The sequence below is a fragment of the Pseudomonas extremorientalis genome (assembly GCF_001870465.1).
In the GTDB taxonomy this organism is placed as follows: domain Bacteria; phylum Pseudomonadota; class Gammaproteobacteria; order Pseudomonadales; family Pseudomonadaceae; genus Aquipseudomonas; species Aquipseudomonas extremorientalis.
On sequence record NZ_MDGK01000020.1, the window covers coordinates 1 to 23,542 of the forward strand.

Annotated in this window: 21 protein-coding genes and 2 pseudogenes; 9 read left to right on the forward strand and 14 right to left on the reverse strand. The window is 62.3% G+C overall.

From position 1 onward, the window contains the following. Window positions 1–418 precede the first annotated feature (418 nt). Both BFN10_RS10000 and BFN10_RS10005 read left to right on the forward strand, forming a co-directional pair. The gene (locus BFN10_RS10000) at window positions 419–1,189 is read left to right on the forward strand and encodes a hypothetical protein (protein ID WP_071489554.1); all 771 of its coding nucleotides are present in this window, start codon (window positions 419–421) and stop codon (window positions 1,187–1,189) included. A gap of 170 nt (window positions 1,190–1,359) precedes the next feature. Beyond that, window positions 1,360–2,172 carry an alpha/beta fold hydrolase gene (locus BFN10_RS10005; RefSeq protein ID WP_071489555.1) on the forward strand — a complete coding sequence of 271 codons (813 nt, stop codon included), beginning with the start codon at window positions 1,360–1,362 and terminating at the stop codon, window positions 2,170–2,172. A gap of 36 nt (window positions 2,173–2,208) precedes the next feature. Here BFN10_RS10005 and BFN10_RS30095 read toward each other — a convergent pair whose 3' ends face one another. The 4 genes and pseudogenes from BFN10_RS30095 to BFN10_RS10020 all read right to left on the reverse strand — a co-directional run bounded on the left by BFN10_RS30095 (window position 2,209) and on the right by BFN10_RS10020 (window position 6,668). Then, window positions 2,209–3,090 carry a methyl-accepting chemotaxis protein gene (locus BFN10_RS30095; protein ID WP_371914378.1) on the reverse strand — a complete coding sequence of 294 codons (882 nt, stop codon included), beginning with the start codon at window positions 3,088–3,090 and terminating at the stop codon, window positions 2,209–2,211. Beyond that, window positions 3,070–4,176, reverse strand: a pseudogene (locus tag BFN10_RS30100) (HAMP domain-containing protein); the annotation flags it as partial. The gene BFN10_RS30095 and the pseudogene BFN10_RS30100, both read right to left, overlap by 21 nt. A gap of 114 nt (window positions 4,177–4,290) precedes the next feature. Beyond that, window positions 4,291–5,703, reverse strand: a complete 1,413-nt coding sequence (locus tag BFN10_RS10015) for an aminotransferase-like domain-containing protein (RefSeq protein ID WP_071489557.1) — start codon at window positions 5,701–5,703, stop codon at window positions 4,291–4,293. 203 nt (window positions 5,704–5,906) lie between these two features. Next, entirely contained in the window at window positions 5,907–6,668 is a 762-nt protein-coding gene (locus BFN10_RS10020; protein ID WP_071489558.1) for an SDR family oxidoreductase, read from the reverse strand. Between the two features lie 226 nt (window positions 6,669–6,894). On the opposite strand from BFN10_RS10020, the gene BFN10_RS10025 reads away from it, so the two are divergent. Further along, on the forward strand, window positions 6,895–7,902 hold the full coding sequence (locus BFN10_RS10025) for an NADP-dependent oxidoreductase (protein WP_071489559.1): 1,008 nt from the start codon (window positions 6,895–6,897) through the stop codon (window positions 7,900–7,902). 67 nt (window positions 7,903–7,969) lie between these two features. Here BFN10_RS10025 and pyrF read toward each other — a convergent pair whose 3' ends face one another. Continuing rightward, entirely contained in the window at window positions 7,970–8,668 is a 699-nt protein-coding gene (gene pyrF / locus BFN10_RS10030; RefSeq protein WP_010211681.1) for an orotidine-5'-phosphate decarboxylase, read from the reverse strand. Between the two features lie 259 nt (window positions 8,669–8,927). Between pyrF and BFN10_RS10035 the strand changes: the two genes are divergently transcribed. Together BFN10_RS10035 and BFN10_RS10040 are read left to right on the forward strand one after the other, a co-directional pair. Then, a complete protein-coding gene (locus BFN10_RS10035) occupies window positions 8,928–9,692 on the forward strand; it encodes a response regulator (protein WP_058427191.1) in 765 nt (254 codons plus the stop codon). Then, the gene (locus BFN10_RS10040) at window positions 9,692–10,726 is read left to right on the forward strand and encodes a sensor histidine kinase (protein WP_071489560.1); all 1,035 of its coding nucleotides are present in this window, start codon (window positions 9,692–9,694) and stop codon (window positions 10,724–10,726) included. The genes BFN10_RS10035 and BFN10_RS10040 overlap by 1 nt, the downstream gene beginning before the upstream one ends. On the opposite strand, the gene BFN10_RS10045 is transcribed toward BFN10_RS10040, so the two are convergent. The 9 genes and pseudogenes from BFN10_RS10045 to BFN10_RS10085 all read right to left on the reverse strand — a co-directional run bounded on the left by BFN10_RS10045 (window position 10,723) and on the right by BFN10_RS10085 (window position 17,626). Beyond that, a complete protein-coding gene (locus tag BFN10_RS10045) occupies window positions 10,723–11,784 on the reverse strand; it encodes an AI-2E family transporter (protein WP_071489561.1) in 1,062 nt (353 codons plus the stop codon). The genes BFN10_RS10040 and BFN10_RS10045 overlap by 4 nt on opposite strands. Window positions 11,785–11,856: 72 nt before the next feature. Further along, window positions 11,857–12,675, reverse strand: coding sequence for a DUF4892 domain-containing protein (locus BFN10_RS10050; RefSeq protein ID WP_071489562.1), 819 nt, complete (start codon window positions 12,673–12,675; stop codon window positions 11,857–11,859). A gap of 102 nt (window positions 12,676–12,777) precedes the next feature. Then, window positions 12,778–13,632 (reverse strand): alpha/beta hydrolase, encoded by an 855-nt coding sequence (locus BFN10_RS10055; protein ID WP_071489563.1) that lies wholly within the window; start codon window positions 13,630–13,632, stop codon window positions 12,778–12,780. After that, window positions 13,629–14,432: an alpha/beta fold hydrolase gene (locus tag BFN10_RS10060; RefSeq protein WP_071489564.1), complete on the reverse strand. Its 804-nt coding sequence runs from the start codon at window positions 14,430–14,432 to the stop codon at window positions 13,629–13,631. Before BFN10_RS10060 ends, BFN10_RS10055 begins: the two co-directional genes overlap by 4 nt. A 97-nt stretch (window positions 14,433–14,529) precedes the next feature. Then, the gene (locus BFN10_RS10065; protein WP_071489565.1) at window positions 14,530–14,973 is read right to left on the reverse strand and encodes a hotdog fold thioesterase; all 444 of its coding nucleotides are present in this window, start codon (window positions 14,971–14,973) and stop codon (window positions 14,530–14,532) included. A gap of 30 nt (window positions 14,974–15,003) precedes the next feature. Further along, window positions 15,004–15,769 (reverse strand): annotated as a pseudogene (locus BFN10_RS10070) (AMP-binding protein); the annotation flags it as partial. A 27-nt stretch (window positions 15,770–15,796) separates the two neighbouring features. Beyond that, window positions 15,797–16,246, reverse strand: a complete 450-nt coding sequence (gene sixA, locus BFN10_RS10075) for a phosphohistidine phosphatase SixA (RefSeq protein WP_071489567.1) — start codon at window positions 16,244–16,246, stop codon at window positions 15,797–15,799. Further along, window positions 16,243–16,590 (reverse strand): DUF4389 domain-containing protein, encoded by a 348-nt coding sequence (locus tag BFN10_RS10080; protein WP_071489568.1) that lies wholly within the window; start codon window positions 16,588–16,590, stop codon window positions 16,243–16,245. The genes sixA and BFN10_RS10080 overlap by 4 nt, the downstream gene beginning before the upstream one ends. Window positions 16,591–16,600: 10 nt before the next feature. After that, window positions 16,601–17,626, reverse strand: a complete 1,026-nt coding sequence (locus tag BFN10_RS10085) for an NAD(P)H-dependent glycerol-3-phosphate dehydrogenase (RefSeq protein ID WP_071489569.1) — start codon at window positions 17,624–17,626, stop codon at window positions 16,601–16,603. A gap of 195 nt (window positions 17,627–17,821) precedes the next feature. On the opposite strand from BFN10_RS10085, the gene BFN10_RS10090 reads away from it, so the two are divergent. From BFN10_RS10090 to fabA, 4 genes are all read left to right on the forward strand, one after another. Next, window positions 17,822–19,942, forward strand: a complete 2,121-nt coding sequence (locus BFN10_RS10090; RefSeq protein WP_331714616.1) for a TonB-dependent receptor plug domain-containing protein — start codon at window positions 17,822–17,824, stop codon at window positions 19,940–19,942. Between the two features lies 1 nt (window position 19,943). Beyond that, on the forward strand, window positions 19,944–20,873 hold the full coding sequence (locus BFN10_RS10095; RefSeq protein WP_071489571.1) for an ABC transporter substrate-binding protein: 930 nt from the start codon (window positions 19,944–19,946) through the stop codon (window positions 20,871–20,873). Beyond that, entirely contained in the window at window positions 20,870–22,771 is a 1,902-nt protein-coding gene (locus BFN10_RS10100) for an ATP-binding protein (protein ID WP_071489572.1), read from the forward strand. Before BFN10_RS10095 ends, BFN10_RS10100 begins: the two co-directional genes overlap by 4 nt. 249 nt (window positions 22,772–23,020) lie before the next feature. Next, window positions 23,021–23,536 (forward strand): 3-hydroxyacyl-[acyl-carrier-protein] dehydratase FabA, encoded by a 516-nt coding sequence (gene fabA, locus BFN10_RS10105; protein ID WP_071489573.1) that lies wholly within the window; start codon window positions 23,021–23,023, stop codon window positions 23,534–23,536. The last annotated feature ends 6 nt before the right edge of the window (window positions 23,537–23,542 follow it).

A 23,542-nucleotide genomic window follows, 5' to 3' on the forward strand; every position in this document is an offset into this window, starting at 1 on the left:
TCGAACCCCTGTTACCGCCGTGAAAGGGCGGTGTCCTAGGCCACTAGACGAAGGGGACACACGTACAACATTCACTGCTTAACCGCGTTTTGCTGTGTGCTTTACGCGTTAAGTGGCGCGCATTCTATGGACGGATTGAAAGATCGTCAACCCCCAAGGATAAATTTATTAAAATCAATGACTTCCCCCAGCTTTTCGGGCTCATGGGGGGATTGTGCGCGTCCGGGCTTTGACGCCTATATTCTGGCGCCCGACAAGACGCTATAGTTCGCTCCAGCAAATGATGGCAATGTGCATCCATGCAGGGAGCGCCTATGCCTATAGAAGCAAACTACCCGGGCAACTGGTCGATCAGTCCTATCCGCCGGATGGCCCAGTCACTACACTCCACTGTAAACCCTATAAAGAGGTCACACCGGTGACACCACTCATGATCACCCTGCTGGTAATAGCCGGGATCGCAATACTGATCGCCATTGGCTACATGAACCACGTGGTGGAAAACAACAAGCTGGAAAAGAAGCGCACCGAGATCGAGCTTAACGATCGCCTGCGCCGTTGCGGTGAAATCACCGAGACCTTCCCTGGCCAGTTGATGACCCCGGCGCTCAAGCTGTTGCTGACCCGCCTGGAACTCAACGTCAACCAACGCCTGTTGAACCTCAACAAAGGCAGCGCGCCGCTCAAGGCCCGCATCACCGAGTTGAATACGCTGGTCGCCCAGGGCGAATCGATCCCGGTGAACAACCCGCCCGCGCCGATCCAGACCGAAGCCAAGGCCAAGGATGTGCGTTTCCTGCTCGAAGCCCTGCACGGCCAGGTCACCCGTGCGGCCCAGGATGGTTTCCTGCCGGCCAACGAGGCCAAGCACTGGATCCGCGAGATCCGCCATATCCTGGTGTTGCTGCATATCGAGTTCTTCAACAACCTCGGCCAGCACGCCCTGCAACAAGGCCAGCCGGGCCAGGCGCGGCTGGCATTCGAGCGTGGCGTGCAGTACCTGCGCAAACAGCCGGAGCCGGTGATCTACAGCGCACAGCTGCAACACCTGGAAGCCCAACTGGGACGCGCCAACTCCACGGTGCTGACCAACAGTAAGCCGGCCGAAGACGAAGTCAACGAACTGACCGAAGGCCTCAAAGTGGTCGACGCCGACGCCGAGTGGAAGAAGAAAGTCATCTACGACTGATTCGCCGGCTGGAAGACTGGCCTGTGGTGAGCCCGCTCACCACAGCAATAAAAGCCACGCCAGTACAAACCACCTCGCTGCTTCACAAGATGCCATCACTTTGCATCTATCCCCCCGCCCCCGACTAGCGTAAAAAAGTGCCCCTCACTCCATGAAGTCAGAGGCCCGCTATGCCTGTCGCCGTCATTGATGGACAACCGCTGCACTACGTCGACCAGGGTTCCGGCCCCGTCGTCCTGCTGGGCTCAAGCTACCTGTGGGACCGCGACATGTGGGCGCCGCAGATCGAAGCCCTGTCGCAACAGTACCGGGTGATCGTGCCCGAGCTGTGGGGCCATGGCGAATCCGGCCCGCTGCCCGCACCAACCCGCTCCCTCGACGACCTCGCGCGCCAGGCCCTGGCCCTGCTGGACCAGTTGGATATTCCACAGATCAACCTGATCGGCCTCTCGGTCGGCGGCATGTGGGGCGCACGCCTGGCGCTGCTGGCTCCCGAGCGCATCAACAGCCTGGTGCTGATGGACACCTACCTGGGTGCCGAGCCCGAAGCCACGCGCCAGTATTACTTCTCGCTGTTCAAGATGATCGAAGACGCCGGCACTATCCCCGGGCCGTTGCTGGACGTGGTCGCGCCGATCTTCTTCCGCCCGGGTATCGACCGCGAATCCGCGCTGTATCAGGATTTCCGCAAGCAATTGCAGGGCTACTCCAAGGAGCGCCTGCTGCAGAGCATCGTGCCCCTGGGTCGCTTGATCTTCAGTCGCGAAGATGTACTGGGACAGTTGCCCAAGCTGGACGCCGACACCACCCTGGTGATGTGCGGCGAACAGGACAAACCGCGCCCACCTGCCGAATCCGAGGAAATGGCCGGCCTGATCGGCTGCAGCCTGATCCTGATCCCGCAAGCCGGGCATATCAGCGCCAGGGAAAACCCGGACTTCGTCAACGAAGCCCTGCTGACCTTCCTCGCCAACAACGCCTGACCGCCCTCCCCTGTGATCGCCGCATGAACGCTGCGATCACAGGCGGAAGTGCCCGACCATCCCCTTGAGTTCCGCGCCCAGCTGCGCCAGCTGAATGCTCGATGCGGCGTTGCCCTGCATGCTCAATGCCGACTGATCGGCACTGGCACGGATACTGGTGACACTGCGGTTGATCTCCTCGGCCACCGAGCTTTGCTCCTCGGCCGCCGCGGCAATCTGCTGGTTCATCTGCTGGATCAGCGACACCGCCACCGCGATGCTGCCCAAGGCACTCTCGGTCTCCAAGGCATCGCTCACCGCCAGCTTCACCAGTTCGCCGCTTTGCTGGATCTGCTGCACCGAGGACTGGGCCGCGTTGCGCAAGGTACTGACCAGCCGCTCGATTTCTTCGGTCGATTGCTGGGTACGCTTGGCCAACGCCCGCACTTCATCCGCCACCACCGCGAAACCACGGCCCTGCTCGCCGGCACGGGCGGCTTCGATGGCGGCATTGAGGGCCAACAGGTTGGTCTGTTCGGCCACGCTTTTGATCACACTCAACACAGTGCCGATGTTCTGGATCTCGGCGCTCAGGCTCTCGATGCTGGCGCTGGCACTGGTACTGGAGGTAGCCAGCAATTCAATACGCTGCAAACTCTGGCGCACCACCCGCTGGCCGCTGTCGACTTTGTCGTCCGCCGTTTGTGCGGCTTGCGCGGCTTCTTCGGCGTTGCGCGCCACGTCATGCACGGTAGCGGTCATCTGGTTCATCGCCGTGGCGACCTGCTCGGTTTCTTCTTTCTGGCTACTGACTTCGACGTTGGTTTGTTCGGTAACGCTGGACAATGAGTGAGCCGAGCTGGCCAGTTGCTCGATACCGGCCTGCAGGCCGCTGACCATATGGCTCAGGCCATTGCCCATCTGCTGCATCGCCTGCATCAGTTGGCCGATCTCATCGCGGCGACTGACCTCCATGCGCCCGCTCAAATCGCCGGCCGCAATCTGCTGGGCAACCGCAATCACACTGCGCAGCGGCGCGACGATCAAGCGGGTGATCACCCAGGCCGCGATCAACCCCACCAACAGCGCCAAGGCCGAAGAGCCGATGATCAGCATCGCGCTTTTCTTCAACTGTGCCTGCATCGACAGGTCTTCAGTGTCGTACGCCTGGTTGACCCGGCCGACCACTTGCTCGGCCCGATCATGCAACTGCTTGTAGACCACCTTCTCCTGGGCCAGCAGGCCGGTGTACTCGCCGAGTTTTTCACTGAACGAAGCAATATGCCCGGAGACCTCATTCAATACCGTCTGGTAACCGGGGTCCTTGACCGCGGTTTTCAGTGTTTCAACCTGGGCCAGCGCCTGGTCGGCCTGCTCGATCTTGCCTTGCTCGGCGTCATCGGCGTCTACCTTGCGGCTCTGGTCCAGACGTACGTGGGCTTCGTTCATGGCTTGCAACATCAGCCGTGAAACCTGGCTGACCTGCCCTGCCTGCTCGATAAACTCGGCGCCCTCCTTGCCCTGGCTTTCCTTGAGGCCATAGGCACCGTCGTCAGCCAGCCCGGCCTGCAGCACATCGAGGTTGTTGGCCACGCTGGACACTGACCAACTGGCCATTTCCAACGCCAGGTCCTTGGTCTGGGTCAATTCGACAAACTCATCGAACGCCTTGCGGTAGGCGGCCAGGGCCTGTTCCACATCCGTCATGACGGGCACGTTGGCCGCCGACTGGGCCTTGAGGCTCGCCGCGAGCGCGGCCAAGGCGTCGACACTTTCATGCAGGGCGTCGACGGCCTTGGGGTCGGCATGCAACGCGTAGTCCTGCTCGATCAGGCGCACCTTGAGCAAGCCGCTGTTGAGCGACGACATGGCCTTGAGGCCTTCGAAGCGCTGGCCAACGGATTGCAGGGACCACACGCCGATGGCCGCGACCAGAGCGGTCAACAGCAATACCAGGGTGAAGCCCAAGCCCAGTTTTTTTGCCATACCGAGGTTGGCGAAGCGTCGTTGCACGGCCGAAATCATTGCACTTGCATCCTCTTGCAATGGCAGATGCCATCAAGCCCGGTTTACACAAGCGAGATTGGCAACCACAAGGCACCGAACACAAGTCATTGGCGCCACAATAATGGCAAAAAGCTACACGCTCGTCGTTTTCAGAATGGTCGAGGTCGATCTGGCAGGTCCCATGGCGCGGAATAACGCCAGTGCCCGTTGATCATCAGCATAGGCCACATTGATTCGCAGCCACTCACTCGGCTCATCCGTTGGACTGAACAGTGCCCCCGGTGACAACAAAACCCCCAGCCGCCGGGCATACGCCTGCAACCGCGACCGATCCCCAGCCCCTGGCCGCGCCCACACGAACATCCCGCCGGCAGGGTTGGCGAACACCTCCCATTCCTCATCCTCCAGCACCTGCAAGGTCGCAGCCATTTGTGCACTCAGCCGCTTGCGCAAGCGCTGCACCCACTTGCGATAGGTGCCATTAGCCAGCAGCGTCGCCACTACGGCCTCGGCAAACCGCGAAGTCCCGAAGCCGGTCAGGGTCTTGAGGCTGGCCAATTGCGCGATGATCGCCGTGCTCGCACTGAAATAACCCACGCGCAAGGCACTGCTGAGGGTCTTGGAAAAGCTTGCGACGTAGATCACCCGGTCACCGTGGGGTAACGCCGAGAGCCGTGTGCAACTGGCGTGTTGCAGATCGCCAAACACGTCCTCTTCGATAATCAAAAAGTTATCGCGGTGCGCCAGCTCCAACACACGCTCCGCCACGGTGCGACTCAGGCTGGAACCGGTGGGGTTGTGATACAGGCTATGGATGAACAGGCATTTGGGCCGATGACGCTGCAGCAAGGCCTCAAGCGTCGCGATGTCCGGCCCGCCACGGGTGCGTGGCACGTGCAGCAGTTGCACACCATGAAATACCAATTGCCGATAAAGGTTGCCGTACCCCGGCGTTTCAACCATCACGCAATCGCCGGCCTTGAGCAGGGTGCGTATCAGCAGGTCCTGTGCATGGCTGGCGCCCGCCGTGGTGAGGATGCCGTCAAGTTGGGTGGGGATGTGGACCTGTGTCAGGCGCTTGAGCAATTGCTCACGCAATGCCGGAAGCCCCAATGGGGTGCTGTAGTTGAACAGCGCCGCCGTGTCGCAGCGGGTGACTTCGCGAATCGCGTAGCTGATGTCATCGCTTTCGCGCCAGGCATCAGGCAGCCAGCCGCAGCCCAGTTTCAGCTCGCCCAACGGGTTATCGGCAAAGGCGCCCCAATCTCGCTCGGCACCTTCATACCACTGGTTTTCGTGCACCGTCGGTGGCTGGGCCACGCAGAAACCCGACCCCTGTTTCGAAACCAGCACGCCCTGGGCGACCAACCGCTCGAATGCCTCGATCACACTGGACTGGCTGAGCAGGTTATCGAGGGCCACCTGGCGAACGGAGGGCAAGCGTGTACCAGGGCTCGCCCCACTCGTGCGAATCCATTGCGCCACCGCGCTGATGATTTGCTGCACCACCGGTACAAGGGCTTGTCGATCGATCCCTAAATCCATGCGCCACTCACTTCAACTGTCTGTAATTCAACCCGGGACAGTTAAGCACAGAAGCCCATGTCGGCCCCTCGCCAACTTTTATTAAATTATTGATTTTATTGAGTTATTTACCTGCTGACACACATTCTGACAAGGCACCGTGCCAGCTATGGAAAAACCTCACACCCTCCCAGGCCTTTTCGAATGGAGGGCGACCTGAGGTCCTAGATAGCCGTCGCGCCACCGTCCACTGCCAAGGCGTGACCGGTGGTAAAGGCCGCACCGTCGCTGCACAGGTACAGCACCGCGCTGGCGATTTCCTCGACCTTGCCGATGCGCCCCACCGGGTGCATGGCAGCGGCGAATTCGGCCTTGCGCGGGTCGGCTTCATAGGCACGCCGGAACATATCGGTGTCGATCACGGCCGGGCAGACCGCATTGACGCGAATGTTCTTCTTCGCATACTCGATGGCCGCCGACTTGGTCAGGCCGATTACCGCGTGTTTGGACGCGGCATAAATGCTCATCTTCGGCGCCGCGCCCAACCCCGCGACCGACGCGGTGTTGACAATCGCCCCGCCGCCCTGGGCCAACAGCAGTGGCAATTGATGCTTCATGCACAACCACACGCCTTTGACGTTGACGCCCATGATGGCGTCAAACTCGTCCAGGGTCCCATCCGCCAGCTTGCCCTTCTCGATCTCGATCCCGGCATTATTGAAGGCGTAGTCCAGGCGGCCATGGGCGGCGAGGGTCTGGGCCATCAATTGCTGAACATCCGCCTCCAGCGTGACGTTGCAGCGCACAAACAGCGCTTCGCCGCCGGCCTGGCGGATCAGCGCGACGGTGCCTTCGCCGCCCGCAACGTCCAGGTCAGCGACCACCACCTTCAACCCTTCGGCGGCGAACGCCAGTGCCGTAGCGCGGCCGATACCGGCGGCAGCACCGGTCACCAGGGCGACCTGGCCGGAAAACGTCATGCTCATGAGGGATGTCCTGTGAGGGAAAGTCGTGGGTCGAGTCTAGCCAACGCCGCGCCAGACGCGTCAGCACTATCAAAAGGCCGGTTGAAGCTGCATGAATCGTAGTGATAACAGCCGCCGCCTGACTATCAGCAACACCTATCGACCGGCATTCGCACGCTCGGTGAACCTTGCTCCCGGCCCGTTCAAGGTCTATCACTTCAGGTTCATTTCCAGAAGAGTCACTGCCATGAGCGCCCAGACCAACCGCCAATTCCTGCTCGCCAAGCGCCCGGTCGGCGCGGCCACCCGGGACACCTTCACCTACCAGGAAGTCCCGGTGGGCACGCCCCAGGACGGCCAGGTGCTGGTGCGCAATGAATACCTGTCCCTCGACCCCGCCATGCGCGGCTGGATGAATGAAGGCAAGTCCTATATCCCGCCGGTCGGTATCGGTGAAGTAATGCGCGCCCTGGGCGTGGGCAAAGTGATTGCCTCGCACAACCCGGCATTCGCAGTCGGGGACTACGTCAACGGCGCCCTGGGCGTGCAGGATTACTTTCTGGGCGAGCCGCGGGGTTTCTACAAGGTCGATCCGAAACTGGCGCCCCTGCCCCGTTACCTGTCGGCACTCGGCATGACCGGCATGACCGCCTACTTCGCACTGCTGGACACCGGTGCGCCGAAGGCTGGCGAAACCGTGGTGATCTCCGGCGCGGCCGGTGCCGTGGGCAGCATTGCCGGGCAGATCGCCAAGCTCAAAGGCTGCCGTGTGGTGGGCATTGCCGGCGGCGCCGACAAGTGCAAGTTCCTGGTGGATGAACTGGGCTTCGATGCTGCTATCGATTACAAAAGCGAAGATGTGCCTGCCGCACTCAAGCGCGAGTGCCCCAAGGGCGTGGATGTGTATTTCGATAACGTCGGCGGCAATATCCTCGACGCCGTGCTCAGCCGCCTGGCGCTGAAGGCACGCGTAGTGATCTGCGGCGCCATCAGCCAATACAACAACAAGGAAGCCGTGAAAGGTCCGGCCAACTACTTGTCACTGCTGGTCAATCGCGCGCGCATGGAAGGGTTTGTGGTGATGGATCACGCCGCAGGCTTTGCCGCTGCCGGGCAGGAAATGGCCGGCTGGATGGCCCAGGGCAAGCTCAAGAGCAAGGAAGATATCGTGGAGGGGCTGGAGACGTTCCCGGAAACGCTGATGAAGCTGTTCAACGGTGAGAACTTCGGGAAGTTGGTGCTCAAGGTCAGCTGACCACCCATAGATCTAAATGTTGGAGATCTGAATGTGGGAGGGGCAAGCCCGCTCCCACATTCGAAAATCAGGCGATTTCGGCGACGACTGCCGCCAATGCCTTGGCCGGATCGGCCGCCTGGCTGATCGGGCGACCGATCACCAGGTAATCGGAACCTGCATCCAACGCCTGGCGCGGGGTCAGGATACGGCGCTGGTCATCCTGGGCACTGCCCGCCGGACGAATACCCGGGGTCACCAGTTGCAGCGACGGGTGCGCGGTTTTCAGGGCCTGGGCTTCCAGCGCCGAACACACCAGGCCATCCAGGCCGGCTTTTTGCGCCAGGGCAGCCAGGCGCAGTACCTGCTCCTGGGGCTCGATATCCAGGCCGATACCGGCCAGGTCTTCACGCTCCATGCTGGTGAGCACGGTCACACCGATCAACAACGGTTTAGGCCCGCTGCGCTGTTCCAGCACCTCACGGCAGGCACTCATCATGCGCAGGCCGCCGGAGCAATGCACGTTGACCATCCACACGCCCATTTCGGCGGCGGCCTTGACCGCCATCGCGGTGGTGTTCGGAATATCGTGGAATTTCAGGTCGAGGAACACTTCGAAACCTTTGTCACGCAGCGTACCGACGATTTCCGCCGCGCAACTGGTGAACAATTCCTTGCCGACCTTGACCCGGCACAGCTTCGGGTCCAACTGGTCAGCCAGCTTCAGTGCGGCGTCACGAGTGGGGTAATCCAGGGCGACGATGATAGGAGTCTGGCAGACGGACATTGGAATGGGCTCTCAGGCAAGTCGAAATCGGCGCGGATTGTAGCGCAAGCGGCGGCGTTGCGGGATCCGATGATCGGTAAATACTGACCAAGCGCTATCGGGCGGGCATTTCAGGGAATTATTTCAAAGCCGATACATTCACGACATGCCCCCAACACGCCTCACGGCTAGCCTCGCTTGCACGACCCACCGACCAGCACTTCCAGCCATGGGGCTGGGCGCCTATGCTGAGCGCAACAACAGGGCAGATGATCGCACTATGCATACCCCTTCCGTCTCCATGAACGACGAGCAAAAAGGCGCGGTGATCGCCGACGACAAACGCTGGAACACCCGCGCGCTGATCGTTGACGACGATGTACCGATCCGTGAACTGCTGATCGACTACCTGGCCCGCTTCGGCATTCTCGCCAGCGGCGTCACCGACGGTACGGCGATGCGCCAGGCCATGCAGGCCGAAACCTTCGACGTGGTGGTGCTCGACCTGATGCTGCCGGGCGAAGACGGCCTGTCGCTGTGCCGCTGGCTGCGCGCGGAATCGGATATCCCGATCCTGATGCTCACCGCCCGCTGCGAACCCACTGACCGCATCATCGGCCTGGAGCTGGGCGCCGACGATTACATGTCCAAGCCCTTCGAACCCCGTGAGCTGGTAGCGCGCATCCAGACCATCCTGCGCCGTGTGCGTGACGACCGTACCGAACAACGCGCCAATATCCGCTTCGACAATTGGCGCCTCAACAGCGTGCTGCGCCAACTGGTCGCCGACGATGGCCTGGTGGTGCCGCTGTCCAACGCGGAATTTCGCCTGCTGTGGGTATTCATCGAACGTCCGCGCCGGGTGTTGAGCCGCGAACAACTGTTGGATGCCGCCCGTGGCCGCTCCATCGAAGCCTTTGATCGCAGCATCGATTTGCTGGTGTCGCGCCTGCGGCAAAAACTCGGGGATGATCCCAAGGCGCCCCAATTGATCAAGACCGTGCGGGGTGAAGGCTACCTGTTCGACGCCCGGGATATCGGTTGATGCGCAACGCCTTCAACACGCTGTTCGGTCGACTGTTTGGCGTGTTGCTGGTGGCGATTGTGCTGGCTCATGTGCTGGCCATTTCCTGGTTTCGCTATTACGGCCCGCCTCCGCCACCGCCTCAGGAGACCTTTGTCGAGCAGCCGGACGGCACGATGAAACACCTGGCCAGGCACAAGCGACCATGGTTTGGTGGCCCGGTGGTGCCACTGACGTTCCAGTTCATCTCGTTGATCATCGCCGCCTGGTACGGTGCCAAGCTGCTGAGCCGGCCGATCCAGCGCCTGAGCGAAGCTGCCGAGCGCCTGAGCCTGGACCTCGACAGCCCGCCCCTCGACGAATCTGGCCCGCGTGAGGCACAGCAAGCGGCGTCGACTTTCAACCTGATGCAGCGACGCATCCGCGAGCAAGTCAGCCAACGCGCCCGTATGCTCGGCGCCGTCTCCCATGACCTGCGCACCCCGTTGTCACGCCTGAAGCTGCGCCTGGAACAGATCGAAGACACCCGGCTGCAAGGCCAGATGCGCCAGGACCTGGACGACATGATCGGCATGCTCGACGCGACCCTGAGCTACCTGCACGAACAACGCACCAGCGAAACCCGGCATTGGCTGGACGTGCAGGCGCTGGTCGAGTCGATGAGCGAAAACGCCCAGGACCAGGGTTCCGATGTGCAGTTCGGCGGGACCTGCGCACCGCTGCAAGTGCAGCCGATGGCCTTGCGATCGTGCCTCAACAACCTGATCGACAACGCCCTGCGGTACGCCGGTTCGGCGCGCATCGAGCTGACAGACAGCCGCGAGGCGCTGGTCATCCGTGTCATCGACCATGGCCCCGGGATTGCCGCCGACCAGCGTGAGGCGGTGTTCGAACCATTCTATCGGCTGGAAGGCTCACGCAACCGCAACTCTGGCGGGGTCGGCCTGGGCATGACGATTTCCAGGGAAGCGGCGGAACGCCTCGGCGGTCGGCTGCACCTGGAAGAAACCCCCGGCGGTGGTTTGACCGCCGTGATGTGGTTACCACGCGTCTAGAGCGGCTTGTCTTCCCGCCGCCCCTGGGCCTGGGTTGCACTCCAGTCCATCAACAGGCTGTAGGCCACCGCCAGCAGGGTCGGGCCGATAAACAGGCCGATGAAACCAAAGGCAATCAAGCCGCCGAACACCCCGAGCAGCACGATGACCAACGGCAGGTTGCCGCCGCGGCTGATCAGGTAAGGCTTGAGCACGTTGTCCACGCCACTGATGATGAACGTGCCCCACACGCCGAGGAACACCGCGTAGGTGTAATCGCCCTTCCAGGCCAGCCACGCCGTGGCCGGGATCCACACCAGTGGCGGGCCCATGGGAATCAGGCTGAGCAGGAAGGTGACGATGCCCAGCACCAGCGCACCCGGCACCCCGGCGATCAGGAAACCGATCAGCGCCAACAGGGCCTGGGCGGCGGCCGTGCCGATCACGCCGTTGACCACGCGCTGCACGGTGCCGGCCACCAGTTCGATGTAATAGCCGGCACGCTCGCCGATCAAGCGCTCCAGCAGGCGGTGAACAAACATCGCCAGGCGCGGCCCGTCCCGGTAGAAAAAGAACACGAAGACCAGGCTCAGGGTCAGTTCTAGAATCCCACCACCGATTTGCGCACTGCGCGCCAACAACCAATTGCCGACCTGCCCCAGGTAGGGCTTGATGCTGACCATCAAGGCCGCGCCCTGTTGGTCAATGCTGTCCCACATGGCCACCAGCCGCTCACCGACTAAGGGGATCGAGCCGAGCCAGGCAGGTGCCTCCGGCAGGCCGTCAACCTGGATATCCTTGATCAACGCCGTCGCATCGCGCACGTGATCCGCGAGGTTGAAGCCCAGCCACACCAGCGGCAGCGCCACCAGCAGCATCCAACCCAACGTCAGGATGCCGGCGGCCAGGGATTCGCGCCCCCCCAGCCAGCGGGTGAGCAGGACCATCAACGGCCAACTGGCAAATGCCAGTACCGCGCCCCAGAACAGCGCCGACCAGAACGGCGCCATCACCCAGAAACTGGCACCGAACAGCACCAGCAGCAGGATTTGCACCAGTAGGCGATCGTTATTGAGCATGGAGTATCTCTAGAAGAAGGCTGTAGGAAGAGAGCTTAGGCGAACGGCGCGGGTCCGTTCGCCTTGTAACGGTCAGCGTATCAGATGCAGGTGCAGGCCTTTGGTTTCAGCGGAGCCGGTTTCCATGCGCGCGGCGCGCACACCTTTGTCGACCAGGGCCTGGCGCCAGGCTTCGGCGTTCGGGCCGGTAAGGCTGACGCGCAAGGTGGTATCAAGGTTCAACCCACGGGAAATCAGGGTCAGCCAGGTGTCGTCAGGGTCGCCGCCCAGCGCGGGGAAATCCAGCTCGCCGGTGCTTTTCAGCTCTCGCAGCAGCGTTGCGGAGGTGGGCAGAAGGTCGGCCAGCGGCGCGTTGGCGTCCAGTTGCTCCACGTGCAGATAGGCGCGACGGTTGCCACGGGTGATGCCATACAGCACCACCAGGGAATTTTCCTGGGGGGCTGCCAGGCGCAGCAGCAGGTATTCCTGCTGGCCGTCGGCGCCGACCAACTTGGCGTTGCCGAACACTTCATTGGCCCACAGGCTGCTTTCGCCGCAATCCCGGGCCTGGCACCAGAACAGCAACTGCGCGCCCTTCGCCTGCAACGCTTCGCGCGTCGCAGTAAATGCAGCACTGGAGCTGTGTTCGGCAGGTAATTCATAGGTGATGGCGGTGGCTTGGCCCCGTGCGGTGGCCTGGCCTTCGTAACGCAGCTGGCCGCTGATCTTGCGGATGGCACCCATGGGGTAGATGCGTTCTTTTTCTTCGGCGGGACGGTAGTCGACGATTTGCGCGTCGACCTGGCGGGCCACGGTGGGCAAGTCCTGGCTACCCGGTATGTCGGCGGCAAATACCAGTGGGCTCAGCAGGCCCAAGCCCAGGATACGGATACATCCGTTACGCACGCTCATAGGATCAACGAGCCCTGGCCATCGGCGGTCACAGCGGTGTTGAAGTAGTTCATGGTTGACTCCCTTTCAATCCGCCCAGCCTCGGCAGTTGACCGCCCCAAGTCAAGGCGCGCAGAAGAACCGATTGAAACAGTCTGCAACAAGGACCGCGCCGGGCTCGTCATTCAGGTGTAAATGATGGCCGCCTGGCAGCGTGGTCACGGTAAAGGGTAGCTGGGAAAGCAATTCGGAATGTTTCGCCAGCATGCCATCAGCCGCGACCACCAACTGTGTAGGGCAACCCACACGCCGCACGAAAGCCATTGCCTGCTCATCGGTCAGACGCATCGGCGAAGCCAGGGTCAGGCGGCTGTCGGTGCGCCAGGTGTAACCGCCCGGCACTGGCATCAGACCGCGTTGGGCCAGCAGTTCCGCGGCTTCGCGACTGACCGCCACCACGCCTTTCATGCGCGCCTCGACCGCTCGATCCAGGGTGCTATAGACCGGCTTGCGTTTGTCCTGCAGGTTCAATTGCGCCTGCAACGCCATGCCCAAGCGTTCGGCGGCGTTGTCACCGCTGGCAGTGGGCGGGATCACCCCGTCGATCAATCCCAGGTGCGTCACCCGTTCCGGCAGCGCACCGGCCAGCACCAGGGAAACGATGGCGCCGAGGGAGTGGCCAAGTAATGCAAAACGTTTCCAACCCAGTTGCTCGGCGACGTGCAACACGTCGTACACGTAATCCCACAAGGCGTAACCGGCGCCGATAGGACGATGCGCCGAATGCCCATGCCCGGCCATATCCAGTGCAACGATGCGCAAGCCCTGGAGTTTCGGCGCCAGTCGCGCAAAGCTGTTGGCGTTGTCCAGCCAGCCATGCAGCGCGATCACCGGCAAACCGTCCTCGGGCCCGAACAGATGGGCCGCCAACTCGATATGCGGCAGGCTCAGGCGCACTTCTTCGACCGGTGTGCTCATGCGCAACTGCGCTCGCGGGCTTCCCAGCGGGAGAACAGGTTCTTGATCAAGGTCGCGGTGTCCTGGGGGCGTTCAAGGGGGAACATGTGGCCGCCGGGCATGGTGAGCATTTCGCCCATGGGCAGGCGACCGACGCCGCTGGCGTGGTGACGCATCACCACCCGGCTCTGGCGGCCGCGCACCACCGCCAGCGGCACCTTCATCTGGCGCACCTGGCCAGGGCTGGTGTGGGGCACGCCCCGGTAGATGCTGATCTCGGTGGCCGGGTCGAAGCGCAGGCGCAGGCGGTCACCGACCTGGTGCAGGCCGTGTTGCAGGTAAGCGTCGAAGCATTCCGGGTCAAAGCCACGGAACAAGGTCTTGCCGGCGAAATAGCTGCGCGCGGCGTCCAGGTCGCTGAACTCTTCGCGGCGTCCCAGGGTGCGCCCGGCCGGGGTCAGGCGGTCAATAAAACCAAAGCGCTTGGCCGCACGGATCACCCAGCGGTCGGCGCGGGTCAGCACCGGCGAATCGAGCATGACCACTCCACGATATAACTGAGGGCAACGCATGGCTGCATGAAGATGCAAAACGCCCCCGAGGGAATGCCCCACACCCCACACCGGTTCCGGCTGCCGCTCCAGGTGGTGGATCAGCTCATCCACCAGGTTCTGCCAGTTATCGTCCACCGGAAACCTGGGGTCGTGACCGTGCTGCGGCAGGTGCGCCACTGCATATTCCGGGGCCAGGGCGGCAAACAGCTTGCCGTAGGTGGCCGAGGGGAAACCATTGGCGTGGGCGAAAAACACATGCTGCGACATACCGGATCCATCGACAAAAACAGAGATTGATTGTCACCAGCCCCGACCGCCACAGCAATGACTGTAACTGCCAGGAATGATGACACTCACGCCACGCCTATCGCGCCGGCGGGTTCTCGCCCAGCGGCACCACCGCCATGGTCAGGCGCGACACGCAATTGGCCTTGCCATCGTCGCTGGTCAGGCGAATGTCCCACACCTGGGTGGTGCGGCCGATATGGATCGCCTTGGCCACCGCCGTCACCCGCCCACTGCGCACACCGCGCAGGTGGTTGGCGTTGATCTCCAGGCCCACGCAGTAGAACTTGCTCGCGTCGATGCAAAGATAGGCGGCCATGGAGCCGACGCTCTCGGCCAGGACCACCGATGCGCCACCGTGCAACAAGCCATAAGGCTGATGGGTGCGATGGTCGACCACCATGCTGGCGGTCAGCGATTCGTCATCGAAGCTTTCAAAACGGATATCCAGCAATTCACCGATGGTGTTCTTCTGGATCGCATTGAGTTGGTCAATATTCGGTTGAGTGCGCCACAGGCTCATGCGGTTGTCCTTGTTGGTTTTATGATGGCCCTAATCCTGCCACAGAAAGGTTTCGGAACGCTCGCTCCACGTCTGGAAATGTTCACCGTAGGTCGATTCGATCACATTGCGTTTGATCTTGAGCGTCGGGGTCAGGAAGCCGTCGGCGGTGATGGTCTCAGCGGTTTTGTGCGGGTCCTTGTCGTAGCCGAGCATGGTCGCACCGCTGCGCATTTGCACTTCGCCCGCAGGATCGATGCGCACCTCGACACCAGGGCACGGCAGGCCGATCCAGCCGATGGACTGTTGACCGGGGCGACATACATGAGAGTAGCCGTAGCTCTCGGTCATGCCATACACCTCCAGTACGTCCAGGCCCAGGCGCTGATACCAGCGCAGCAGGGCCTCGGGCACCGGCGCCGCCCCGGACAGTGCGATGCGCAACGCATCCAGGCCCAGTCCAGCGAGCACCTTGTGGCCCACGCGCTTACCGATGAAGGGTAGACGCATCAGGGTGTCCAGGCGTTTTTCCGGGATTTTGGCGTAGACGCCCATCTGGAATTTGGTCCAGATACGCGGTACGCCAAACAGTGCGGTCGGACGTGCCCTGCGCAGGTCGGTCAGAAACGTCTCCAGGCTTTCGGCAAAAAACACTGTCTGCCCGGTGTAGATCGCCGCCATTTCCACAAACATGCGCTCGGCCACATGGCACAGCGGCAGGTAGGACAGCAGGCGGTCGCCCTCCCCCAACCCGAATAATTCGGTGCCACGGGTGGCGGCAAACCCCAGCGCCGGAGCTGTGCATCACGCCTTTGGGATAGCACACACAAAGCCGCGATAACGCCTACGAATTCTTCACGCTGACCAGGCTCATCAGCCCCGCCAGCGGGAAATCCCCTTCCAGTTCCGCCAGGCTGGCGGTGTGCATCGGCTGCGGCTGGCGCTGATGACCATGCTGCAGAAAGCTGATCAGGCTGCCCACCAGGGGCTGATGGCTGACCAGCAGCACATTGTCGTCGGTGTCGAGCTTTTCCAGCACCTGCAACGGGCTGCCATCGGGCGTCAGCCAGGGCACCGTGCGAATCTGCGCCTCGAAGCCCAACGCATCACGCACCAGATGCGCGGTCTGCTGCGCCCGCACATAGGGGCTGGCGATAATCGCGCTGAGGGGCTGGCCGATCAGGTGCGCGGCACTGCGCAACACTTCGCCACGGCCATGCTCGGTGAGGTTGCGTTCGGCATCGGTGCGCGCATGCCCTTCCGCCTCGCCGTGGCGCAGTATCCACAACTTCATAGTTTCGGCTCTTCATCACGCACCGGGTGCGGCGCCGGCGGCACGCTGTGGGCGGCTTCGCCCTCGGGTGCGCGCGGGGTCGGCCAGTCGGCGAACGGCCACGGCTTTTGCTCGGTATGGAAGCTGCCGAAACGACCGATCTGCGCCAGGAACTGGCTGAGGCTGTCGCCGAAGTTCATCAGGCCCAGGTTCGGGGCGCCGTAGACCAGGCGGTAGATCAGTTGCACCACCACCAGCGCGCCGAGCAGGAACTGCGCCACCTGCCAAACCAGGGCAAACACCAGCATCCACAGGATGCGCAGGGCAATGGATTCGTACTTGGGGGCTGCTTGCGGATCGTTCATGACGCGTTCCTCAGTTGAAACCGCTGGTGGAAATAAAGTCGACATCGGTCTTGGGCTCGGCGCGCATCAGCAACTCGATGACCTGGTTCAAGGTGCGCCCTTCGAACAGGATCGCGTGCAGCCCGGCGACCAACGGCATATACACGCCGACTTCCTGGGCCTTCGCCTTGAGCACCTTGAGGGTATTGACGCCCTCGGCCACTTCGCCCAGGCGCGTGACCGCGTCTTCCAGGCTCAGGCCCTGGCCGAGGGCGAACCCCACCTGATAGTTGCGGCTTTTCGGCGAGGAGCAAGTGACGATCAGGTCGCCCACGCCCGCCAGCCCGAGGAAGGTCATCGGGTTGGCCCCCTGGTTGACCGCAAAGCGGGTCATCTCGGCCAGGGCGCGAGTAATCAACATGCTTTTGGTGTTCTCGCCCATGCCCAGCGCCACGGCCATGCCGGCGATGATCGCGTAGACGTTTTTCAACGCACCGCCCAGCTCGACGCCAAAGCGGTCGCTGCTGGCGTAGACCCGGAAGGTACGGCCGTGCAATACAGCCTGGACCCGTTCGCACAGCTCTTCGTCTTCACTGGCGACTACGGTGGCGGTCAGCGCGTGCTCGGCGACTTCCCGCGCCAGGTTCGGCCCGGACAGCACGCCAATGCGCGCCTGGGGCGCGATCTCTTCGAGAATTTCGCTCATCAGCTTGAAGGTTTGCGCTTCGATGCCCTTGGTCAGGCTGACCAGCAACTTGCCCGCCAGGCGTTCGGCGTGGGGCGCCAGCACCGAGCGCAAGGCGCTGGACGGCAGCGCGACGAAGCACAGGTCGCAGGCCGTGAGAGTGTCCAGCAGGTCGGTAACCGGCTCGACCGCCGGATGAATCTTGATGCCTTTGAGGTAACGCGGATTTTCCCGGTGCACCCGAATGGCCTCGGCCTGTTCGGGATCGCGCATCCACTGGCGCACAGCATGACCGTTCTCGGCCAGCAGATTAGCCACGGCGGTACCAAAACTTCCGCCTCCCAGGACCGCGATAGGGCGCTGTTCAGTCATATGCAATCCGTTAATCCATACCAGTGGCGATGGCGGCATTATACGGGCCGACCCGTCGGCGGCCAGCCCCCGTATCAATTCGTGCGCTTGTCGGAAAATGCCACACTTACATGAAGTAATTGCAAGTTCGGCGACTGGCAAATGGCCCCACCTCAGTTAACATGGGCGGCTATCCGTAATTATCAAGGCCGTGCCGTGTATTTGGGCCCTCCTCCCCGTTCATCTCTGTGGTTGATGCTGCTGTGCAGTGCGCCTGTCATGGCCGACGACCTGTTCCTCGACAGCCAGCCGCTGCCCCAGGTATTGACCGCCACGCGTCTCAAGCAATCGGCCGCCGCAGTGCCCGGCAGCATGACTGTGATCGACAGCGAGTTGATCAAGGCCAGCGGCGCGCGGGATATCAGCGAGTTGCTGCGCCTGGTGCCGGGGATGATGGTCGGCTACACCTCCGGCAACCAGGCGGCGGTGAACTACCACGGCACCAGCGCCAGCGATGCGCGGCGCATGCAGGTGCTGATCGACGGCCGCTCGGTGTACCGCGCCGGCCTGGCCACCGTGGACTGGAGCGACATTCCAGTAGCGATGGAAGATATCGAGCGCATCGAAGTCTTCCGCGGCCCCAACACCGTCAGCTACGGCGCCAATGCCTTGATGGCGGTGGTCAACATTCTCACGCGCTCGCCGGGTAACAGCCACGGCACACGGGTCAAAGTGGTGCGTGGCGAGCGTGGCATCAATGACTTCTATGCCAGCCAGGGCATCGGCTGGGAAACCGGCGATTTGCGCCTGTCGCTGTCCGGCCAGCAGGACGATGGGTTCGACAGCGACGCCGCTGGCGCCGACCGCCGCGACGGGCGTCGTCTCAATCGCTTCAGCCTGGCGGTGAGCCAGACGTTGAACGCGCAGCAGAGCATCGACTGGCAACTGGATGCGAAGGAAGGCACCAACCAACGTCCGTATACCTACAGCCCGGTATTCGCCGGGATTACCGAAGGTGGCAACAACTCCGACGTCACGGCCAAGGATTACGCCGGCTCGCTGCGCTGGAATTTCGATTTCAACCCTGAACACAGCCTCTACATCCAGGGCTCGGCCCAGCAGTGGGATCGCCGGCAAATCTGGAAGGCCTGCGACGCCAAGGTGTCGTTCAGCCCGGAATTGACCCAGCTGTGGCAGATGAACCCCAACTACGCCGAGCTGCTGGCCCGTCACATGGACACCTACAGCCAGGGCAGCGCGCCGCCGGGTAGCGCTGCCGAGCAAGCGCTGGCCAACCAGGTGTTGCAGCAGTGGCGCGACGGTGCCAGTCAAAGCGTGTGCGGCGACATCGACCAGAGCACCCGCGAAAGTCGCTATGACTTGGAAATCCAGGACACACTCAGCCTGTCCGACAGCCTGCGCCTGGTCAGCGGCATGAACTACCGCTACGACCGCGCCGACTCCGATACCTACTTCAACGGCACCCTGGACGACACCACCTGGCGCCTGTTCGGCCAGTTGGAATGGCGCGCCAGCGAACATTGGCTGCTGCAAGGCGGCGCCATGTATGAAGACACGCACCTGAGCGGCAACTCGCTGACGCCACGGGTAGCGGTCAACTACCTGATCAACCCGCGCCATGGCTTGCGCGCGGTGTACTCCGAAGCCATCCGCTCGCCGGACATGTTCGAGAACAACGTCAACTGGAGTTATCGCGTCACCAACCTCAGCTCCCCGGCCTACGGTCAGACCACCGGGCAATACTTCGTAAAGACGCGGGGGCCGGGAAACCTCGATAAAGAGATGATGAAGTCGCGGGAACTGGGGTACAACGGCTTCTTTGCCGACATCGGGCTGAACATGGACGTGAAACTGTTCTACGACGAAATTACCGACATGATCAGTTCGCCGCTGCGCAATAACCAGTACATTGCCAGCAACGCCAACAGCGCACGCTTCACCGGTGCCGAAACCCAGTTCGACTGGCGCGTGAGCAACGCCGACCGCCTGCGGCTGACCTATGCTTATGTCGATGCCAGCACCAGCAACCCGCGGGACAAGGCACAGACCGCACGCAACAGTGGCTCTGCCGGTTGGTTGCGTGAATGGGGCCAAGGCTGGTCCAGCGCGCTGTTCTACTACGGCGATGACGCACTCAACCAATATCGCTTCGAACGGGTCGACCTGCGGGTGGCCAAGCGCATTGCCCTGGGCAAAGCCAACGTGGAGCTGGCTGGCATGTTGCAAGAACGCCTGGATCACCAGCCCACCACCTGGGCCGATAACAATTATGACCATCGCCACGTGCTCTACTTCAGCGCAGAGTTAGAGTTCTGACATGGGCGACTCGTCACGGATGACCTGCTTTTTTATCTACACGCTCTGGCGACGCATTGTGCTGTTCGCTTGCCTGCTGTCTGCCGCGCCGGCCTGGAGTGCCGAGATCCTGCTGACCGCTGCCGAAGACGGCGCTGGCGTCCAGGCCTTTGCCCAGGCCCTGGCCCAGCAACGCCCCGAAGACCGCATCACCTTCACCCCGCTCAAAAACCTGCCAGCCCCTGGTCGACTGCCGGCCAACACACGCCTGATCCTGCTCGACCTGCCCAGCCTCGACTGGCGCCTGCAGGAGACCCAGGGCCCGCCGACCCTGGTGCTGCGTATCAGCAGGTTGCAGGCCCATCAACGCCTGGGCACCACACCTCACCCGCACATCAGCCTGCTGTGGAGCGACCCACCGCTGGAACGCCAACTGCGCCTGATCGCCGCCATCCTGCCCCAGGCGCGGCGCATCGGCGTGCTCTACGGCGCCGACAGTGAGTTCCTGCTGCCCGAACTGCGCCAGCACGCCACACCCCTCGGCCTGGAAATCGTGCCACAGCTCTGGGACAACATTAATGACAGCCGCCCGCTGCAAAATCTGTTCAGGAACAGTGACGTGCTGCTCGGCCTGGATGACCCGCAGTTGTACAACTCGAAAACCGCGAAGAACCTGTTGCTGAGCAGCTATGCCCAGCAATTGCCGCTGGTGGGCCCGAATGCAGGCTTTGTGCGGGCCGGCAGCCTGGCCAGCACCTACAGCGACCAGACCGACTGGCTGGCCGTGCTTGACCGTTTGCTCGACCACCCGCCGGCCAACTGGCCGCGCTCGCTGTACCCGGAACACTTCAAAGTCGTGGGCAACCCGCAAGTCGCGCGCTCACTGGGGATCGAACAGGTGGACGAAGCCGGCGTCGCGATCCGCCTGGCCGAAGGAGAAAAACGCCCATGACCTTGCGCCGTCGTTGGGACATCAACACCCGCACCCAGCTCATCACCCTGGGCCCGGCGCTGTTGCTGACGTTGCTGCTGATCAGCTTTTTCACCTTCGTGCGGATCCAGGACTTGCGCCAGGAACTGGACCACACCGGCCAGTTGATCGCCAACCAACTGGCGCCCGCCACCGAGTACGGGGTGATCTCCGGCAACAACGAAGTGCTCGACAGCCTGCTGCGCGCCACGCTCGCTACGCCCCATGTGCGGTTCCTGGAGATCCAGGACAGCAGCGAGAACATCCTGGTGTATGTCGAGCAACCGTCGGAAAAACACGACCGTTCGTTGTCCGTCAAAGTGTTCCAGGCACCGATTCGCCTGCAACACATCCAGTTGGGCAATGATTTTTTCCAGGACAACCTCAACGAACCCAAGGCACCGCGGGCCGACTACCTGGGCCGGGTGATCGTCGGCATGTCCAACGACGCATTCAGCCAGCGCCAGCAGGAAATCCTGTTCAAGGCCGGCATCCTGGCGCTGTTCGCCCTTCTGTTTACCTTCCTGCTCGCGCGGCGCCTGGCCGCCAGCCTGTCTCAGCCGATCAGCGCCATGGGCCACGCGGTAAAAGCCATCCAGCAAGGTGACTACAAGACGCCGCTGCCGATCGTGGACGACTCGGAACTGGGCGACCTGTCGCGACACATCAATAACCTGGCCGAAGGCCTCAACCAGGCCAGCCGCGAACAGCAGCAGGCCATGGCCCAGTTGATCCAGACCCGCGAAGAGGCCGAGCGCGCCAACAACGCCAAGTCGGATTTCCTGGCGATGATGAGCCATGAGCTGCGCACGCCCATGAACGGCGTGCTGGGCATGTTGCAGTTGCTGGAAACCACCGAGATGACCGAGGAGCAGGCCGAGTACGCGGCGCTGGCCTCCGAGTCCACCGAGCATTTGCTCAAGGTCATCAACGACATCCTCGACTTCTCGCGCATCGAACGCGCTGCCCTGGAACTGGAGCATATTCCGTTCAACCTGGCGGACCTGATCAACAGCTGCGCCCAGGCGTTCCAGCACAGCGCCCAGCAGCGCGGGCTGGCATTGAAACTGTCGATACCCCCGGGGTTGGACGCCTTGCGCGTGCAGGGCGACCCGACGCGAATCCGCCAGATCCTGGTGAACCTGATCGGCAACGCGCTGAAGTTCACCGAGCAGGGCAGCGTCAGTGTCGAACCCCATTGGCAGACCCTTGACCATGAACTGGTGTGGTTCACCTGCACCGTGCGCGACAGTGGCATCGGGATTTCCGCCGAACGCCTGGAGTTGATGTTCGACGCGTTCCAGCAGGCCGACAGTTCCATTTCAAGACGTTACGGCGGCACCGGCCTCGGCCTGCCCATCGCCCGTACCCTGGCCGAACGCATGGGCGGCACCCTGCGCGCGCAAAGTGAAGAAGGCCGCGGCTCGGTATTTACTCTGGAAATTCCCCTGGCCATCGACCAGCAGAGCGTGCCGGCCATCGCGCAAGGCGCCGACGGCAAAGCTAACGCCGGCGCTGGTCGCCATGTATTGCTGGTGGAGGACAACCCGGTCAACCGCACCGTGGTCGAAGCCATGTTGCGCAGCCTGGGCTTTGAAGTGAGCCTGGCCACCGATGGTGCCGAAGCGATCCGCAGTGCCGAGAGCCTGATTTTCACCGCGATCCTGATGGATTGCCGGCTGCCGTTGATCGACGGCTACGAGGCCACCCGCAAGATCCGTCAACTGCCGGGCTGCGCCGACCTGCCAATCATCGCCCTGACTGCCAACGCGTTGCAGGGCGACCGTGAAGCCTGCCTGGCAGCCGGAATGAACGATTACCTGGCCAAGCCGTTCAAACGTACGGATTTGCAGCAAATCCTGCAGCGCTGGGTGCAATAGCGCCGCGCCATCAGCCAACTCCGACTGGCGTGAAAGACGAAAGTGCGGCAGTCTTAGGCACCCGAACGGGCCCATAAACGGGCCCGGTTTAAAATTTCAGTGAACAAGTGTACATTCAGTACCTTGCCGCTGTGACTTTCACTACAACGCAATAGTCTACGTGTAGGCTGCCGACATGAGGCATGAACGCTTCATTCGGTTCGGGAAGATTTGCCCTACCCTGCCGCATGGGATTATTGAGGAGCTCGCATGACCAAACAAAACGCCTTTACTCGGGAAGATCTGCTGCGCTGCAGTCGCGGTGAGCTGTTCGGCCCAGGTAACGCGCAACTGCCCGCCCCGAACATGCTGATGGTGGATCGCATCACCCATATCAGCGAAGAGGGTGGCAAGTACGGCAAAGGTGAATTGGTCGCCGAGCTGGATATCACCCCGGACCTGTGGTTCTTCGCCTGCCATTTCGAAGGCGACCCTGTGATGCCGGGCTGCCTGGGCCTTGACGCCATGTGGCAGCTGGTCGGTTTCTTCCTGGGCTGGCAAGGCCTGCCGGGCCGCGGTCGCGCCCTGGGTTCGGGCGAAGTGAAGTTCTTTGGCCAGGTCCTGCCGACCGCCAGGAAAGTCACCTACAACATTCAGATCAAGCGCGTCCTCAAGGGCAAGCTGAACCTGGCCATCGCCGATGGTTCGGTGAGCGTCGACGGTCGCGAGATCTATACTGCCGAAGGCCTTCGGGTCGGCGTATTCACTTCCACTGACAACTTTTAAGGGTTA

Coding starts and splice junctions, on each gene's coding strand:
- BFN10_RS10085 (WP_071489569.1), bottom strand. CDS start 17,626: ATGACTGAACAGCGCCCTATCGCGGTCCTGGGAGGCGGAAGTTTTGGT.
- BFN10_RS10060 (WP_071489564.1), bottom strand. CDS start 14,432: ATGTCGCAGCATGTGTTTTTCGCCCACGCCAATGGTTTCCCCTCGGCC.
- BFN10_RS10095 (WP_071489571.1), top strand. CDS start 19,944: ATGGGCGACTCGTCACGGATGACCTGCTTTTTTATCTACACGCTCTGG.
- BFN10_RS10065 (WP_071489565.1), bottom strand. CDS start 14,973: ATGAGCCTGTGGCGCACTCAACCGAATATTGACCAACTCAATGCGATC.
- BFN10_RS10045 (WP_071489561.1), bottom strand. CDS start 11,784: ATGCTCAATAACGATCGCCTACTGGTGCAAATCCTGCTGCTGGTGCTG.
- BFN10_RS10020 (WP_071489558.1), bottom strand. CDS start 6,668: ATGAGCATGACGTTTTCCGGCCAGGTCGCCCTGGTGACCGGTGCTGCC.
- BFN10_RS10050 (WP_071489562.1), bottom strand. CDS start 12,675: ATGAGCGTGCGTAACGGATGTATCCGTATCCTGGGCTTGGGCCTGCTG.
- fabA (WP_071489573.1), top strand. CDS start 23,021: ATGACCAAACAAAACGCCTTTACTCGGGAAGATCTGCTGCGCTGCAGT.
- sixA (WP_071489567.1), bottom strand. CDS start 16,246: ATGAAGTTGTGGATACTGCGCCACGGCGAGGCGGAAGGGCATGCGCGC.
- BFN10_RS10080 (WP_071489568.1), bottom strand. CDS start 16,590: ATGAACGATCCGCAAGCAGCCCCCAAGTACGAATCCATTGCCCTGCGC.
- BFN10_RS10100 (WP_071489572.1), top strand. CDS start 20,870: ATGACCTTGCGCCGTCGTTGGGACATCAACACCCGCACCCAGCTCATC.
- BFN10_RS10040 (WP_071489560.1), top strand. CDS start 9,692: ATGCGCAACGCCTTCAACACGCTGTTCGGTCGACTGTTTGGCGTGTTG.
- pyrF (WP_010211681.1), bottom strand. CDS start 8,668: ATGTCCGTCTGCCAGACTCCTATCATCGTCGCCCTGGATTACCCCACT.
- BFN10_RS30095 (WP_371914378.1), bottom strand. CDS start 3,090: ATGCAGGCGATGCAGCAGATGGGCAATGGCCTGAGCCATATGGTCAGC.
- BFN10_RS10005 (WP_071489555.1), top strand. CDS start 1,360: ATGCCTGTCGCCGTCATTGATGGACAACCGCTGCACTACGTCGACCAG.
- BFN10_RS10015 (WP_071489557.1), bottom strand. CDS start 5,703: ATGGATTTAGGGATCGATCGACAAGCCCTTGTACCGGTGGTGCAGCAA.
- BFN10_RS10055 (WP_071489563.1), bottom strand. CDS start 13,632: ATGAGCACACCGGTCGAAGAAGTGCGCCTGAGCCTGCCGCATATCGAG.
- BFN10_RS10035 (WP_058427191.1), top strand. CDS start 8,928: ATGCATACCCCTTCCGTCTCCATGAACGACGAGCAAAAAGGCGCGGTG.
- BFN10_RS10025 (WP_071489559.1), top strand. CDS start 6,895: ATGAGCGCCCAGACCAACCGCCAATTCCTGCTCGCCAAGCGCCCGGTC.